At 57.8% G+C, this 13,991-nt stretch carries 13 protein-coding genes and 1 pseudogene; 6 read left to right on the forward strand and 8 right to left on the reverse strand.

The features are described 5' to 3' along the window. Positions 1 to 103: 103 nt before the first annotated feature. Positions 104 to 943, reverse strand: coding sequence for a quinoprotein dehydrogenase-associated SoxYZ-like carrier (locus YBN1229_RS07145; RefSeq protein ID WP_052743767.1), 840 nt, complete (start codon positions 941 to 943; stop codon positions 104 to 106). Between the two features lie 88 nt (positions 944 to 1,031). Next, positions 1,032 to 1,766 carry a thermonuclease family protein gene (locus YBN1229_RS07150; RefSeq protein ID WP_082101057.1) on the reverse strand — a complete coding sequence of 245 codons (735 nt, stop codon included), beginning with the start codon at positions 1,764 to 1,766 and terminating at the stop codon, positions 1,032 to 1,034. A 323-nt stretch (positions 1,767 to 2,089) separates the two neighbouring features. On the opposite strand from YBN1229_RS07150, the gene YBN1229_RS07155 reads away from it, so the two are divergent. From YBN1229_RS07155 to speE, 3 genes are all read left to right on the forward strand, one after another. Next, positions 2,090 to 4,402 (forward strand): AsmA family protein, encoded by a 2,313-nt coding sequence (locus YBN1229_RS07155; RefSeq protein WP_046477660.1) that lies wholly within the window; start codon positions 2,090 to 2,092, stop codon positions 4,400 to 4,402. A 323-nt stretch (positions 4,403 to 4,725) separates the two neighbouring features. Beyond that, the gene (gene speD / locus YBN1229_RS07160) at positions 4,726 to 5,283 is read left to right on the forward strand and encodes an adenosylmethionine decarboxylase (RefSeq protein WP_076605293.1); all 558 of its coding nucleotides are present in this window, start codon (positions 4,726 to 4,728) and stop codon (positions 5,281 to 5,283) included. Positions 5,284 to 5,566: 283 nt separating this feature from the next. After that, on the forward strand, positions 5,567 to 6,574 hold the full coding sequence (speE, locus tag YBN1229_RS07165) for a polyamine aminopropyltransferase (protein WP_076605294.1): 1,008 nt from the start codon (positions 5,567 to 5,569) through the stop codon (positions 6,572 to 6,574). Positions 6,575 to 6,654: 80 nt separating this feature from the next. Here the strand turns inward: speE and YBN1229_RS07170 are convergent, their stop codons facing one another. The 3 genes and pseudogenes from YBN1229_RS07170 to YBN1229_RS07175 form a co-directional block, all read right to left on the reverse strand. Beyond that, positions 6,655 to 7,272 carry a pyridoxamine 5'-phosphate oxidase family protein gene (locus YBN1229_RS07170; RefSeq protein WP_046477662.1) on the reverse strand — a complete coding sequence of 206 codons (618 nt, stop codon included), beginning with the start codon at positions 7,270 to 7,272 and terminating at the stop codon, positions 6,655 to 6,657. Positions 7,273 to 7,275: 3 nt separating this feature from the next. Beyond that, positions 7,276 to 7,602, reverse strand: coding sequence for a DUF971 domain-containing protein (locus tag YBN1229_RS19295; protein WP_348270700.1), 327 nt, complete (start codon positions 7,600 to 7,602; stop codon positions 7,276 to 7,278). A 3-nt stretch (positions 7,603 to 7,605) separates the two neighbouring features. After that, positions 7,606 to 8,802: pseudogene (locus tag YBN1229_RS07175) on the reverse strand (Mrp/NBP35 family ATP-binding protein); the annotation flags it as partial. Between the two features lie 429 nt (positions 8,803 to 9,231). Here YBN1229_RS07175 and fdhD point away from each other — a divergent pair. Then, positions 9,232 to 10,110 carry a formate dehydrogenase accessory sulfurtransferase FdhD gene (fdhD, locus tag YBN1229_RS07180; RefSeq protein WP_046480107.1) on the forward strand — a complete coding sequence of 293 codons (879 nt, stop codon included), beginning with the start codon at positions 9,232 to 9,234 and terminating at the stop codon, positions 10,108 to 10,110. Between the two features lie 97 nt (positions 10,111 to 10,207). Here the strand turns inward: fdhD and YBN1229_RS07185 are convergent, their stop codons facing one another. After that, positions 10,208 to 10,486: a hypothetical protein gene (locus YBN1229_RS07185; RefSeq protein ID WP_139165282.1), complete on the reverse strand. Its 279-nt coding sequence runs from the start codon at positions 10,484 to 10,486 to the stop codon at positions 10,208 to 10,210. A 155-nt stretch (positions 10,487 to 10,641) separates the two neighbouring features. On the opposite strand from YBN1229_RS07185, the gene YBN1229_RS07190 reads away from it, so the two are divergent. Continuing rightward, positions 10,642 to 11,436 carry an aminoglycoside phosphotransferase family protein gene (locus YBN1229_RS07190; RefSeq protein ID WP_046480108.1) on the forward strand — a complete coding sequence of 265 codons (795 nt, stop codon included), beginning with the start codon at positions 10,642 to 10,644 and terminating at the stop codon, positions 11,434 to 11,436. Positions 11,437 to 11,439: 3 nt separating this feature from the next. Here the strand turns inward: YBN1229_RS07190 and YBN1229_RS07195 are convergent, their stop codons facing one another. Both YBN1229_RS07195 and YBN1229_RS07200 read right to left on the reverse strand, forming a co-directional pair. Next, positions 11,440 to 11,793 (reverse strand): VOC family protein, encoded by a 354-nt coding sequence (locus tag YBN1229_RS07195; RefSeq protein ID WP_046477669.1) that lies wholly within the window; start codon positions 11,791 to 11,793, stop codon positions 11,440 to 11,442. A 25-nt stretch (positions 11,794 to 11,818) separates the two neighbouring features. Continuing rightward, a complete protein-coding gene (locus YBN1229_RS07200) occupies positions 11,819 to 12,616 on the reverse strand; it encodes an alpha/beta hydrolase (protein ID WP_046477671.1) in 798 nt (265 codons plus the stop codon). Between the two features lie 56 nt (positions 12,617 to 12,672). Between YBN1229_RS07200 and YBN1229_RS07205 the strand changes: the two genes are divergently transcribed. Beyond that, positions 12,673 to 13,881, forward strand: a complete 1,209-nt coding sequence (locus tag YBN1229_RS07205; protein ID WP_046477673.1) for a glycosyltransferase family 4 protein — start codon at positions 12,673 to 12,675, stop codon at positions 13,879 to 13,881. The last annotated feature ends 110 nt before the right edge of the window (positions 13,882 to 13,991 follow it).

The raw sequence follows: 13,991 nt of genomic DNA on the forward strand, positions 1-13,991 counted from the left end.
AAAAACCGGATCGCGTCAAGAATCGGGAAATATTGCAGAAATATGCAGTTTTGGGGCGCCGGCGGAAAAGCGGTCAAGCCTCCGTCATCAAACGAGACCGCGCTTAGCTCGCGTGACCGACCGGGAAGCTCTGTTGCCAGCTTACTCCGTCGCTATCGCTGATCGTGACGTCCAACGCATGCGCCCCATTCACGCGATAATCGAAATCGATTGACGGATTCTGAGAAAGCGTCATGGAGCCAGCCATGGAGAACACGAGTTCATCGCCCTGCCGCACATCGACCTGGCTGACGATGCGCAACGGGATGTAGAGCAGCGAGATCTGATCCAAGACCATGCCGGTGTGGTTCGGATGCGAGATGTCGAGGCGCGCCTTGGCCTCGATCTGGCTCATCGCTGCGGGAGCTGAAGCGTTGGCGAGCTTCATCTGTCCCATGGTGGCCCGGATTTCCTCTGGGTCACCTTGCGGCGGGGCCGAACAAGACGCCTGCCCCCCTGCAAATTTTACATGGCGTTCCACCATATAGAGCTGCCCGTCGCTCGCTTCGATTACGGCACGGACATCCGTCTCGGCATTAAAGCGGAAATTGGCAGCGAGTCGAACATGGGGCCGTTGTCCTCCAATGGTGAAGACGGCTGCCACCGGCGAGGGGTTTTCATCGACAATAATGCTGACGGATTTGATCGTCCGGCCGTCCTGGAAGCGGGCATTGACCGCAACAGGCACCGCGCTTTGGTCGTCAGGTCGCGTCGGTGCGGAAAGTTCAACAACCTCACGGCCATCGAGGATCGCGCGATCGCCAAATACATCTGGCTTTAGGCCATCCCACGTCGGTCCGGCGAGTGCGGCGGCTGGCATAAGCAAACACGCGACAGTCAAGCCCCAAGCGCTGGTCCACACGGAACGTCCCTGCCATCCTGCCAAGTGCGCGCTGCTAGCCATGATCCAATCCCTGCCGCATCCTTGCAATTTTCTGCATGTGTGCGGAGAGTCGTGGAGTGCGGATAATTTGTCAACGTCCACGAAAGAGCTATTCGAACCGCGCAGCACGCCATCCCGCCGCGATGGCCTCTGCCTCATTGCAGAACCAGCGTTCGCCGCGTCCTGTGTCGATGCTTACCCTGTCGTACCAAGGGCTCCACGGAAGGTGATAGATATGGCCCGCGTGTGAGATGTTGCCCTTGATTGCGCAGCCGGCCGGCGCGGTTTGCTGTGCGCTTTGCCAGCGTTGTTTTCGATAGTCCCAGGCCGGTTTGACGGGCTTATCAGCCGTCCAGATTCCGACCTTTGCCGCCTCGGCTTCGCGCTGTTCTCCAGCATAGACGTCCGAGTACTTGGTAAAGGCCCAGGCATAACCCGCGCGCACCATCTCGGCGTTGATGTCCCGCCCTTCCACAAAACAGGTTCCAATGAGACGGCCATAGCTGTCTCGTTCATGCCCCTCACACGTAACCGTGCGCATCTGTATGATCTTGCGAAGTTGATGGCCAGCGGCATCTCCGCAGCGCCAGCTGCCAAGCCAGCGGCTAGGGCAGGATTGACTGGTTTCCGGCGCGTCTATGCCGTTAAGACGAATGCGTTCGCCTTTGATTTCGATCGTGTCGCCGTCGATGATTCGCGCGGCGCCAGAGATCGCTTCCGTTCCGGAGACACGCGCTTTCAATTTCGCAGGCAAAATCTGCAGAGTGAGACACGCGATCAGTGCGCAAGCGAGCGCAAACGCCACCCGCAAAGTTGCGCGACGAAGAAGAACAATTTCACCCATAGGTTGAAATTGCTTGATTCGTGGGTCAGTTTTACGGCGAAGGATGGATTATAAAATGACATAATTGAATCAGTTTTTTGCGCGCTCTTTCGCGAGAGAGGCTGGAGGTATGTGTGCAATTAACAGTTGCGTAGGGAGTATTGCTTAGGGCCGTGTCCGATCCGTTGTGATACGAAGCGGGCTCTGACGCGCCGGTGGGTTCTTAACCCCTAGTTTTTGCGGGATAGAGCGGGACCGTGACATAGTCCGGTCCTACCATGATGGTATCCCGCGCCCGCGTTTGCACGATCAAGCACCCATCTAAGGGAAATCCGAGGCCGACCATGACCAACCGAAACCCGCCCCCGAGTTTCCAGGATTATCGGCCGAGTTATGAGCAGGATGGCCAAACGCGACGCCGCCCACCGGCGCCGGGCGCCGGTCCATCGCGCAGATCGCCGCAACGCCAGCGCCGGGCACATCAGCGGTCATCCGGCGGCTTCGGCACCATTCTCGTTTTTGTCCTCGTCGCAGTCGTGGCTGTGATCGCGGCAGGACTCGCGTTTGTCGTTATTGCACCGCCAACGGACTTGATCCGCAGTCAACTGGTGGCGCAGGTCAAACAGAAGACCGGGCGTGATCTGACGATTGCCGGTCCGGCATCATTTAAAATATTCCCGGCGCTTGGCGTATCACTTGGTGACGTTAGCCTCGGTGCCCCGCCACAAATGGGCGGCGAACCGTTGGTCACGATGGACAGCCTCGATGTCCGGGTGAAACTGCTCCCTCTGCTGTCGGGAAAAATCGCGGTTGATACACTGGTATTGACCAATCCCGTCTTTGCTCTGCGCGTGGATGAGAATGGAGCCAAGTCCTGGGAGTTTGCCTCACAAGAGCGATTGCGTCCTGTGCGGTTGGCTCAAGCGTCCACCAGAACGACCTCTGACGCCCCTTCGCTTGTTCCCGACAGTGCACGAGGGTTTTTAACTGGTGCGTCCCCTTCGGAAGCGGCGCCGATATCGATGTCCGAGATCGAACTTGGCGAGGTGCGCATAGACAACGGCACGATCCACTTCGCTGACGCGCGTACAGGCGCGCGCGATCAGGTCGAGCAGATCAATGTCGCTTTGGGTCTGACGTCCCTTGCCGATCCGCTTCAGCTGCGGGGTGATTTTGCCTGGAAAGGTGAGAAAGTTGCGACGACAGCGACATTGGCGTCGCTTGATGCAATCCTGCGGGATGCACCCGCTGATCTAAAAGCTACCGTTGAGGCTGCCACGGTGCTGGCGGGCTACGACGGTTCGATCGCTTTCTCCGATGCTCTCGCGCTGGATGGTGCCACGATTTTGGAAGCTAAGTCGCTGCGGGAGCTTGCGGCTTGGCTCGGCACGGCCCTACCGCAATCCTCTGGCTATGGTCCACTGAGTCTTCAAGGGCGGCTCAAGGTTGCCGGCAACAGCATCTCTTTACTGAATTCCAAGTCGACTCTCGATGGTTCCGAGATTGCAGGCGATATTGTTGTGACGAAGCGGCCCGGGCGTCCGCACATCAAGGCGAATTTGAAACTCGCTGAACTCGACCTCAACAAGTACATCGGCAGTCCGCAGTCACCTAGCGCTATCAAAGTCCGCCCCGCATCCACGCAAACAACAAAGGGGAACTCGCCGCAGTCCATAGAGGATCTGCTTCGCGAGCCGGGGCCACGGGTCAAAGGCTACACAAAGCGCAAGGGGTGGAGTAGCGAGCCGATCGACCTCACATTGTTGTCCGCAGCCGACGCTGATCTGGCGCTGAGCGTCGATCGTCTTCTTTTCCAGGGCCTCAAGGCGGGACGCTCACAGCTGGCCGTCGCACTCCAGGATGGGACGATGCAAGCCGATCTGCAGGAGGCCGTTCTTTATGAGGGCACTGCGCGCGGCGTCATCACGCTGAATGCGGCAAACCCGACGCTAGGTTTCAATGCCAACATCGTCGCCGATGGTGTTTCAGGCCAGCCCTTGCTGACGGATGCCGCAGATATCGATTGGCTGGCAGGACGCGGAAACCTCTCACTTGCCCTTGCAAGTCAGGGCGGCAGTGAACGTGAGATCGTTGAAGGGCTGTCCGGGACTGCGGATTTCCGATTTACGGACGGTGCGCTTGTCGGATTTAATTTGGCTCAGGCGATCCGTGGATTAACCCAGGGTCGGGTGTCGGACTTCAATCGCGTCCCGACTCAGAAAACCGATTTCAGCAATCTCTCTGCAACATTTAAGATCAAAGCCGGCGTCGCCGAGAGCGACGACCTGAATATGGCGAGCCCGCTACTGCGTCTGACGGGAGCAGGCAAAATCATGCTGCCATCGCGCGAAGTCGATTTTACGCTTCGGCCCAAATTGGTCGCTAACCTGACGGGACAAGGCGGCCAGACAGGACTTGCCGGTATTGAGGTCCCGGTGCGCGTCCACGGTCCCTTCGACAACTTGAATTACACGCCCGATCTCGGCGATGTCCTGAAGGATCCCGATAAAGCCGCTGATGCAATCAAGAAGGTTGGAGAGCAGTTTAAGGGCAAGAGCGCGCAGGAAATCATCGACGGCTTCGTCACCGAAGATGAGACCGGCAAGAAGAAGATCGACACCAAAAAGCTACTGAACGGGTTGTTCGGAGGTCAGTAGATGTCGACATTGACCCCCGAATTTTAGGGCAGGGATTGATTCGGGGGACCGCGGGACCATATGAACGCGTCGGGTTGGCCATTAGAGCGCCTTGTGTGCTGGCACGTCCGAAAGTAGCCGGAACGCCTCTCGTGAACCTATTGTTTAAGCAAGAGGAAACACGAGAATTTTTTTTCTCCGCGACCTCGAATTTTTCTTGCATGCAGGGGGCGATCCAGACATAAAGCCGACTTCCGTTCGTCCACCTGCCCCAAAGGTATCAAAACAACCCCTAAGGTAAGGAGCGGACGGGTCACATCTATCTACTGGTTGGGGAGGGTCCGATGGCCTATGACGACACCCTCTTCCAATTGGGGATGGACTTGACTCGTTCAAGCACCGCCCAAAAGGAAGATCTGAATGAAATTGCGCCCGTAGCGCAGGATGAAAGAAAAGATTTCTTCATCGAGCGTGACGGCGTTCGCTTCGCTGGTACCCATTTGATCATTGATCTATTTGGCGCCCGGCGGCTTGATGATCTCAAGTATGTAGAGCAGACGCTGAAGCGTTGTGTTGAAGTTGCTGGTGCTACGTTGTTGCACATTCATCTTCACCACTTCACGCCGAATGGCGGTGTCAGTGGTGTGGCGGTTCTCTCAGAGAGCCACATTTCGATCCACAGTTGGCCCGAGGCGGATTACGCTGCTCTCGACGTCTTCATGTGTGGCGAGGCGAAACCGCATCTCGCGATCGATGTGCTTCGCAAGGCTTTCCACGCTGAAGATGTTGTCGTGAAAGAGCATCTTCGCGGCGAGGAGCTGGAAGAGATGAAGTGGCAGACAGCCGCTTCGCGCAAGGCACCCGTCCGCCTTATGAAGGTGACGGCAAAGCAAGCCGCCTAAGCTGCAACAGATTTTTGACGAGCGGGGTGGCCGGTGTACGCACCGGCCACTTTCATTTTGAAACCGTGCAGGTGACTGTGCGGTGCTCCTGCTCGTTTCCGGAAAAGTGGGAACCGGTTTGTCGATCAGAAGCACGACCAAGCAGAAAGCCAGGTGCTTTCCGTCTTTCAGTGACGATCGGAAAGACCCTAGTCCACTGCGACTGTCATCGTACTATCATGTGAACGCAGTTTAACGCCGCCAGATTCTGATCGCTGATCGTCAGCACCGGAGAGCCAAAAAGATGAGTACCCGCTGGATTGAGGAAACCTTCCACCCCCACTGGCGCGTCGCGCTTGAGGCGTCGGAAGTGTTACATGAGGTCAAGACCGAGCATCAGCATCTCGTAATCTTCCGTAACGAGACCTGGGGCACGGTGCTGATGCTGGACGGCGTCTGCCAGCTCACGACCTCGGATGAGTTTGTGTACCATGAAATGATGGCGCACGTGCCGCTGATGGCGCTCGAAAAGCCCAAGAATGTCCTCGTGGTCGGTGGCGGAGATGGTGGTGTTCTGCGCGAGGTGCTCAAGCACGATTGCGTCGACAAGGCCACCATGGTCGAGATCGATCGCACCGTTATCGATACGGCCCTCGAACACTATCCCGAGATTCCGGGTGCGGCGTTCGATGACCCGCGCGCCGATGTCGTGATCGCCGACGGCCTCGAATACGTCGCCAAAACGGAAGAGAAGTTCGATGCTATCATCGTAGACTCCTCCGAGCCGATAGGGCCATCGGCCGTGCTTCACACACGCGAGTTCTTCGCCGATTGCAAGCGCGCGCTCGCCAAAGGCGGCGTTCTCGTTACGCAGAATGGTCTGCCGTTCTTGTTCCCGGACCATCTCGCGGGAACGACGCGCGTGTTTGCATCGCTCTTCAAGCGGGTGGCACCATATATGTGCACCCAGCCTTGCTATTTCGGCGGCCCCTTCGCGCTCAATTTTGCGACCGACGACAAGTCGATCCTCAACCTGGAGCAGAAAGTTCTGGCAAAGCGCGTGCGCAAGCGTGGTATTTCTGACCTGAAGTACTGGACGCCTGCGGTGCATTCAGCGGCGTTTGCGTTGCCCGCTTATGCGGAGGCGGTGGTCACCGAAGCAATTGCGGCGGCAAAAGCCGGCGACGATAGTGCATACGCAAGCACCCCCGCTCCGGCACCCACGAAGCTGGCAAGAAAAACCAAAAAGAAGCCCGCTGAGAAGAAGCCTGCGGCAAAGCCCACGCGCGCGAAATCCGACTCGCAAGCATGATATTCGACGGGGGTCGGCTGCATGATCTAGCCGACCACCACGATATCAGGCGGTGGGCGTGTCAACCTTAGGCGAGACCCCTAATAGAGAGTTTTTTGGATTCGATCCGGAAGCTCGGCATCGTAGGCTGTGTCATCGAAGCCGGTCTCTACACCGGCGAGAATTTGGCCCGCTGTGGGGAGGGCTGACGCGTCCTGATGACCCGCCGCATCCCACAACTTCGCACGTGTCAAAGCCCGAGCACACTGAAAGTAAACTGAGTCTACGGCAACGATCAGCACAGTACGTGGAAGTTTTCCATCGATTGAAAAGCGCGCCAGTAGATCCGGGTCGATTGAAATTTCTGCGCGTCCGTTGACGCGCACGCACGCATTGAGACCGGGAACAACGAAGAGCAGCGCGACCCGCGGATCCTCAATTACGTTGCGCAGTGTGTCGATGCGATTGTTGCCCGGCCTATCCGGCATCAGCAACGTTTTGTCATCTGCGATCTGCACGAAGCCTGGCGCATCTCCCCGGGGCGAGCAATCAAGCCCAGTCGCCCCGGAGCTGGCAAGAACGGCAAAGGGAGAAGCTTCAATCCAGGCACGGTATTCGGGCGTAATCCGGTTGACCTCTTTGATGAGGGAAACACGGCGCGGTGAACCATAGATTTGCGTCAGCTCTTCGAGAGATCTGATTTTGTAATCGCCCGTCAACGTCTATCCTCTTTTCAGGCCTTTCTGTTCCAGTTCTGACAGATACTCTGCCCACCGCGCATCTTTCTCGCGTCCGAGCAAATCGAAATAGGACCAAGTGAATAGACCTGTGTCGTGCCCGTCGTCGAAGGTGATCCGCGTCGCGTAGTTGCCGACGGGCTCGAGCTTTGTGATCTTCACATTCTTTTTGCCGCCAACCGTCACGCGCTGATCCGGCGAATGTCCCTGCACCTCAGCCGAAGGGCTCATGACGCGCAGCATTTCCGCACTCAATGTGTACGCAGCGCGGTCATCGAACGTGACATTGAGCGCCGCGCCGCCATCAGCGATGTCGAGCTTGGGAGGGTTGAGACGGTTGCCGTGAGTGGCTTCGAGCTCTGACCAGGTTTTGGCGGCGATATCTCGGTAGATCTGCGCATGTGCGCTCTCCGGGCTCGTCGCCGTGATCGGCTGGCCTGAATCTGATTTAGCGCGGATATCCATGTGCAGAGGGATGCCACCGAGGAACGGCAACCCGAGCTTTGAGGCTTCTTCCTCTGCGCCGCCATGACCGAAGATATGGCTTTCTTCCCCGCATTTCGGGCAGATGAAGGTGCTCATGTTCTCGATGATGCCGAGCACGGGCACGTCCACTTTGCGGAACATGTTGAGCCCTTTGCGGGCGTCGATAAGAGCCAAGTCCTGCGGCGTCGAGACGATAATCGCCCCTGACAACGGCACCTGTTGCGCCATCGAAAGCTGCACGTCGCCCGTGCCAGGCGGCATGTCGATAACGATCACGTCAAGTTCGCCCCAGGCCACATCGCGCAGCATCTGGTTGAGCGCCGAAACCACCATGGGGCCACGCCAGATAATCGGGGTGCCCTCATCGACGAGGAAACCCATGGACATGACCTTGAGGCCATAACCTTCCATCGCCTTCAGCGTATTGCCGTGCGCAACGGAGGGACGTCCCGTAAGGCCGAGCAGGCGTGGTTGTGAGGGGCCGAAGATATCTGCGTCGAGAATGCCCACCTTCAGTCCGAGGGACTGGAGGCCGAGCGCGAGGTTGACGGTGGTCGTCGATTTGCCGACGCCCCCCTTTCCGGAAGCTACGGCAATGAGGTGCTTCACGCCGGGCAAACCCGCGCCTCTTGTCCCGCCACCTGCTCCAGCTTGCGGACCTGCCGGAGGTGCATTGCCGGCCATACGCTGACGGGCTTCCGCTACACGCGGATGTTCGTGAACGTTGCTGCCCGATTGCGGCGGCGGTGCTCCGTTGGCAGTCGGCGCACTCTTAGTGTTCGCCTCGGCGGTCAAAACCGCTGTGACACCTTTAACGCCCTCGACGTCCTTGACGATCTTCTCGGCGGCTTCCCGTAACGGTTCGAGCTCCTCAGCGCGTTCGGCCGGAACGGTAATGGAAAAATACACTCGGTCATCCTTGATCAGGATTTCCGACACCAATCCGAGATCGACAATGTTCTTTTCGAGGTCCGGGCCTTTAACCCGCTTAAGCACTTTGAGAACCCGGTCCTTGTCAACCGACATCCAAATTCCTCTCCCTGGGATTGCGGTGCGGCCTGCTCCGTTGAGCGGCGCCAAGCGGATCTTAACTGTCCGCCTCGGCGGCACAGATGGTCGACGCGCGAGTATGAGATACGTCGATACTGGCAGACGATCGCGGTAAAGTCACGGGGCTTGGCAAAGAGAATTGCAATAAGGATTGCAAGGCAATAGTCGGATGCTCTTTACGAATTGGGCCAGGCAATCGAAATATTTGTGGCGCATCAACGAAAGCTGCGCCCATACACCCGGCTATGGGATTGAAAACCAAGGTACAACGCCTGTCCAAGGACCGCAGAATTCGGTCCTCACTTCTGCAGGCCCTTTACCCGCAGCGGACGAACCCCCATTGTCGAGAGATCCAGACCGCGACGACATGGCTGGTCAAAAAACAGGTCCAAGGAGGCCGCCAACGTGAAGGAATTCCAGGTTCGACCGACTCCTGACGATCCACGTCTGTCGGTCCCTGTCACCGGCATCGATCATGAAGGTCGCTCTGTAACCACCGATGTGGTGGCGGAACGGCCTCTGACGTTGTTTCTCAACGCTCGCGAAATCGTGACGATGATGACCATCGGCGATCATCCGGATTTGCTGGCAATCGGCTTTCTGCTGAACCAGGGCATGCTGCGACCAGACGATGAGATTACCGGGATCGACTACGACGACGATATTCAAACCATTGTTGTCCGCACGGCACGTGAAACGAATTACGAAGACAAGTTGAAAAAGAAGGTGCAGACGTCCGGTTGCGCTCAGGGGACTGTCTTCGGCGACTTAATGGACGAACTGGAAGGCATCGAACTCCCCGCCGACGCGCGCATCACCACGACATGGCTTTATCAGCTAACACGAAAGATCAATACGGAGCCGAGCCTCTACCTGAAGGCCGGTGCCATTCATGGTTGCGTGCTGTGTGAAGAGGATCGGCCCCTGGTCTATATGGAGGACGTCGGTCGCCACAACGCCATCGATAAGATTGCGGGCTACATGTTCCTCAATTCCGTCGAGCCCGGAAACAAGATCTTCTACACCACCGGCCGGTTGACCTCCGAAATGGTCATCAAATGCGTGAAGATGCGTGTACCGATTCTCGTGTCCCGTTCAGGCTTCACGGCCTGGGGCGTGGAGTTGGCGCGTCAGTCAGGTCTGACGCTGATCGGCCGCGCGCGTGGCAAACGTTTCGTGTGCCTGTCCGGAGCGGAGCGTGTCGTCTTCGATGCCGATACGACGACAATGGATGAAGAAGATCGCAAACATAGCCGCAAGGGCAGCATGAACATGGCCGACTGACCAGTCCACCAACGCGACGACAATGCCAAAAAACCAAGCGGGTGCCGGATTAATCCGGCACCCGTTGGCGCTAGGGGACGAGGAACGAGGTCTTGAACTAGTTATTGAAGGCCCTGCGGAAGATGCGCTTCGCGACGCGCTTCTTTTTCCAGTGACCATGGGCGTGATGCCGCTTGGTGAAGCAGCGACCGATGCGGGTCTTCGAATAGACACGCCCCGTATGGCGGTTTTTGCGGACGAGATACTTGCCGCTGCCGATGCACTGCTGAACCGTAACGACGCGCTTGTAGCCGCCAGAATGAGCCGAAGCCGTTGTCGCGGTGCCTGCAGCTACTACGGTGAACATCGCTGCTGCGATCAGAGTCTTACCAAGCATGTTGCTTATCCTTACCCGTTTCAGTTTGTTGATCCGTTCTGCAATTGCTTGCATGACTGAACAGATCGCATGGCGTGGCTGAACCAATTTGGAAGGACTTGTTCATGCTGAATTCATCGAGCGAGACCAGACAGATAACGGGTGCTGATCGCTCCATATTTGCGCACTACCTGACGGCTTGGGCGTTGACGCCGGACGGCAATCCCCTCCGCACGCGCAGTGGTCATCTCCTGCCGGTCCGACATCGAGGAAGCGCTGCGATGTTGAAGGTCGCCGTCAAGGCGGAGGAGAGGTTCGGTGGCCGCCTCATGAAATGGTGGGAAGGTCAGGGTGCGGCACGCGTACTGGCTCATGATGGAGAAGCGATTCTCTTAGAGCGTGCGGAAGGCAGCAGCTCTCTAATCGAATTTGCGTGCTCGGGACGCGATGACGAAGCTAGCCGAATAATTTGTCGTGTCGTCGCAAAACTGCATACGCCTCGCAACAAGCCACCGCCGGAACTTGTGCCGCTTTCACAGTGGTTTCGCGAACTCGAAACCGGAGCCACAACACATGGAGGGATTTTGCGACGATCCGCCGATACGGCGCGCGCCTTGCTCGCAGAGCCACAAGACATTCGCGTGCTTCACGGCGACATTCACCACGACAACATCCTCGATTTCGGTTCGCGGGGCTGGCTCGTGATCGACCCCAAGGGATTACTTGGAGAACGCGGTTTCGATTACGCCAACCTCTTTTGCAATCCAAATGCTGGCGTTGCGCTCGCGCCAGGTCGTCTAGAGCTGCAAGTCTGCGTCGTCAGCGCGGCAGCTGGACTTGCCCCCCAACGCTTGCTGCAATGGATATTGGCTTGGGCAGGGCTTTCGGCTGTGTGGTTCCTATTCGACGGCGAGGATCCGAAGCTTCAATTAGCAATCGCTGAACTGGCCGCTGCCAAACTCGACCGCTAACGATCAGCGCTTCGTCCAAACGGCGAGTTCGTAGCCGTCAGGGTCAGTGAAATGAAAACGTTGGCCGCCCGGAAAATCGAAAGCCGGTTTGACGATCCGCCCACCTGCCGCTTCGACGCGATCCTGCATGGCAACGAGATCGTCTCCATAAAGAACGACGAGCGGACCGCCTGGGGTTGGCTTTGTTGCTGTGGTGAACCCGCCGGTCATGCGGCCATCGGAAAATTCACAATAGGTCGGACCGTAGTCGGTGAACGTCCATCCAAACGCATCGCCGTAGAATGTTTTCGAGCGCGCAATGTCGGTGACGCCGAATTCAATGTAGTCGATACGGCTATCGTTATCCGATCGTGTCATAGGTGTGCGCTCCTCATGGATCTGCTTAGCTGACCTTGTCGGCTACCCGCTTGATTGTTTGATACAGAAGCTCGAGATCCTGTGGCCGTGACATGCGGTGCTCGCCATCAGGGACTTCGGTCAGCTCTGCCCATCCGCTTTGGATGAATTCGACGAGCTTACGGGAATGAGCAGCTGGCACGTCTGGGTCGAGCAATCCCTGCAGGATGACGACAGGCCGCCCTGGGTCAAAGGGTTCTCCCTTGAACAGATGATTGCGTCCTTCCTCGATGAACTTCTGCGTGATCGGATAAGGATCACCGTATTCGGAAGGCCGATACGTCACGCCTTTCTCCATGATTTCGCGCTGAGCCTCCGCAGGAAGCTTCTTCCACATCAACTCTTCCGTGAGATCCCAGGCTGGTGCGATAAGAACGATTGCGGCGATACGATCCGCTGCTGCGGGGTCACGACGCATCAGGTCGCGCAGAAGCAAGAGCGCTAAGTGGCCACCCGTCGACGAGCCGATAAGAATCTGGCGGCCATGCGTGACTTTGGTGAAGACGTCTCGAGACTCTTCGAGCCAGTCGCCAATGGTGGCTTCGGTGAATTCACCGGACGACGAACCATGCCCGGAGTACTCGAACCGTGTCAGGCCGAAGCCGTTGGCGGGTGCCCACTCCGCGAGTGCCGTCGCCTTGGTGCTCACCATGTCGGACTTGAGACCGATCATCCACACCAGCCCAAGCCCGTTGGCGGACGGAGGCGGGATTGTCAGATAGGCGATTTTCCGCCGTTTGCTTCCATCACCCACATCGAGGAATTGCGGTTCGCCTGAGCTCATCCTATTGAACGTCCTTAAAGTCTGAATGTCTTGCCGTAACACGAGAAGGCGACCCTTTGGCCGCGACCCGCCCGACCATACTTCAAATCATCCCTGAACTCGACACCGGCGGTGCCGAGCTTTCAACCGTCGAGATTGCCCAGGCAATTGTCGAAGCGGGTGGCCGAGCCTTGGTACTGTCTCAGGGCGGACGCCTCGCCGAAGACCTGGCGCGCGTGGGGGGCGAATTGATGCTGTTTCCCGCAGCCACGAAGAATCCGGTACGCATTGCTCGTAACGGCTATGAGATCGCGCGAATCATAAAACGCGAGAACGTCGATCTGATTCACGCGCGTTCCCGGGCTCCGGCGTGGAGTGCTCTGATCGCGGCGCGCCGAACAGGCATTCCATTCGTGACCACCTATCATGGCGCGTATGGTGAAAAGGGGCGTCTCAAGAAGCTCTACAACTCGGTGATGGCGCGCTCGGATCTGATTATAGCCAATTCGCATTATACGGCGGGGTTGGTTGCGAGCCGCTACCGGACGCCTTCTGAAAAGCTCCGTGTGATTCATCGTGGTGTCGAGGCAGCGCGCTTTGACCCCGCCGCTGTCGCCCCGGAACGCGTAACGGAGTTGCGCAAGGCGTGGGGTATTGGCCCGGATGTGCCCGTTATTCTCCAGGCGGCCCGCCTCACGAGCTGGAAGGGTCAGGATGTCGTAATCGAAGCTGTCCGGCGGCTCGCTGATGAAGAGCGCCTGGGCGATGCCGTCATCATCTTGGCCGGGGATCATCAGGGCCGCGCGGCTTATCGGGACGCGCTTCAGGCTCAGATTGCGGCGGCGGGCCTGACTGGGCGTGTCCGTATGGTCGGTCACGTTAGCGATATGCCCGCAGCGCTGGCGACATCTCTTCTGGCGATCGTCGCATCCGTTGAACCGGAAGCTTTCGGGCGGACGGCTACGGAAGCGCAAGTCATGGGATGTCCAGTAATCGCCACCTCCATCGGGGCGCCGCCCGAAACGGTTAAGGGAGGCCCTGACGTATCGCCGGGGCAAGCGACTGGGTGGCTTGTCCCCCCGGGAGATGTTTCCGCCCTTGCTCAGGCAATTGCCGAAGCCCTGGGGTTGAGCCCCGACGCACGGCGGGAAATGGGTGAGCGGGCCCGCGCGCATGTCATCGCATCTTTTTCACTTAAAGCCATGAAACGATTGACGCTGGCTGTTTATGACGAACTGCTGAACAAGGGGATGGTTGATACTTGGTCCGAAACAAGTCGTTCATGAGTTCCCCATCCATGATTTTCAGCGCTTGACTTGGAGACACTTGTTATCGATTCTTCGATCGCTTGTGCTATTGCCGGGTGACGATCGCCTTCATTGGGTTTAAGTGAGCG

Source organism: Candidatus Filomicrobium marinum, from assembly GCF_000981545.1.
GTDB classification, from domain to species: Bacteria; Pseudomonadota; Alphaproteobacteria; order Rhizobiales; family Hyphomicrobiaceae; genus Filomicrobium; species Filomicrobium insigne.

What these genes read in the sequence shown, in the direction of transcription:
- YBN1229_RS07150 (WP_082101057.1), bottom strand. Translation starts at nt 1,766, where the DNA reads ATGGGTGAAATTGTTCTTCTTCGTCGCGCAACTTTGCGGGTGGCGTTT.
- YBN1229_RS07185 (WP_139165282.1), bottom strand. Translation starts at nt 10,486, where the DNA reads ATGCTTGGTAAGACTCTGATCGCAGCAGCGATGTTCACCGTAGTAGCT.
- speD (WP_076605293.1), top strand. Translation starts at nt 4,726, where the DNA reads ATGGCCTATGACGACACCCTCTTCCAATTGGGGATGGACTTGACTCGT.
- YBN1229_RS07155 (WP_046477660.1), top strand. Translation starts at nt 2,090, where the DNA reads ATGACCAACCGAAACCCGCCCCCGAGTTTCCAGGATTATCGGCCGAGT.
- YBN1229_RS07195 (WP_046477669.1), bottom strand. Translation starts at nt 11,793, where the DNA reads ATGACACGATCGGATAACGATAGCCGTATCGACTACATTGAATTCGGC.
- YBN1229_RS07200 (WP_046477671.1), bottom strand. Translation starts at nt 12,616, where the DNA reads ATGAGCTCAGGCGAACCGCAATTCCTCGATGTGGGTGATGGAAGCAAA.
- speE (WP_076605294.1), top strand. Translation starts at nt 5,567, where the DNA reads ATGAGTACCCGCTGGATTGAGGAAACCTTCCACCCCCACTGGCGCGTC.
- YBN1229_RS07145 (WP_052743767.1), bottom strand. Translation starts at nt 943, where the DNA reads ATGGCTAGCAGCGCGCACTTGGCAGGATGGCAGGGACGTTCCGTGTGG.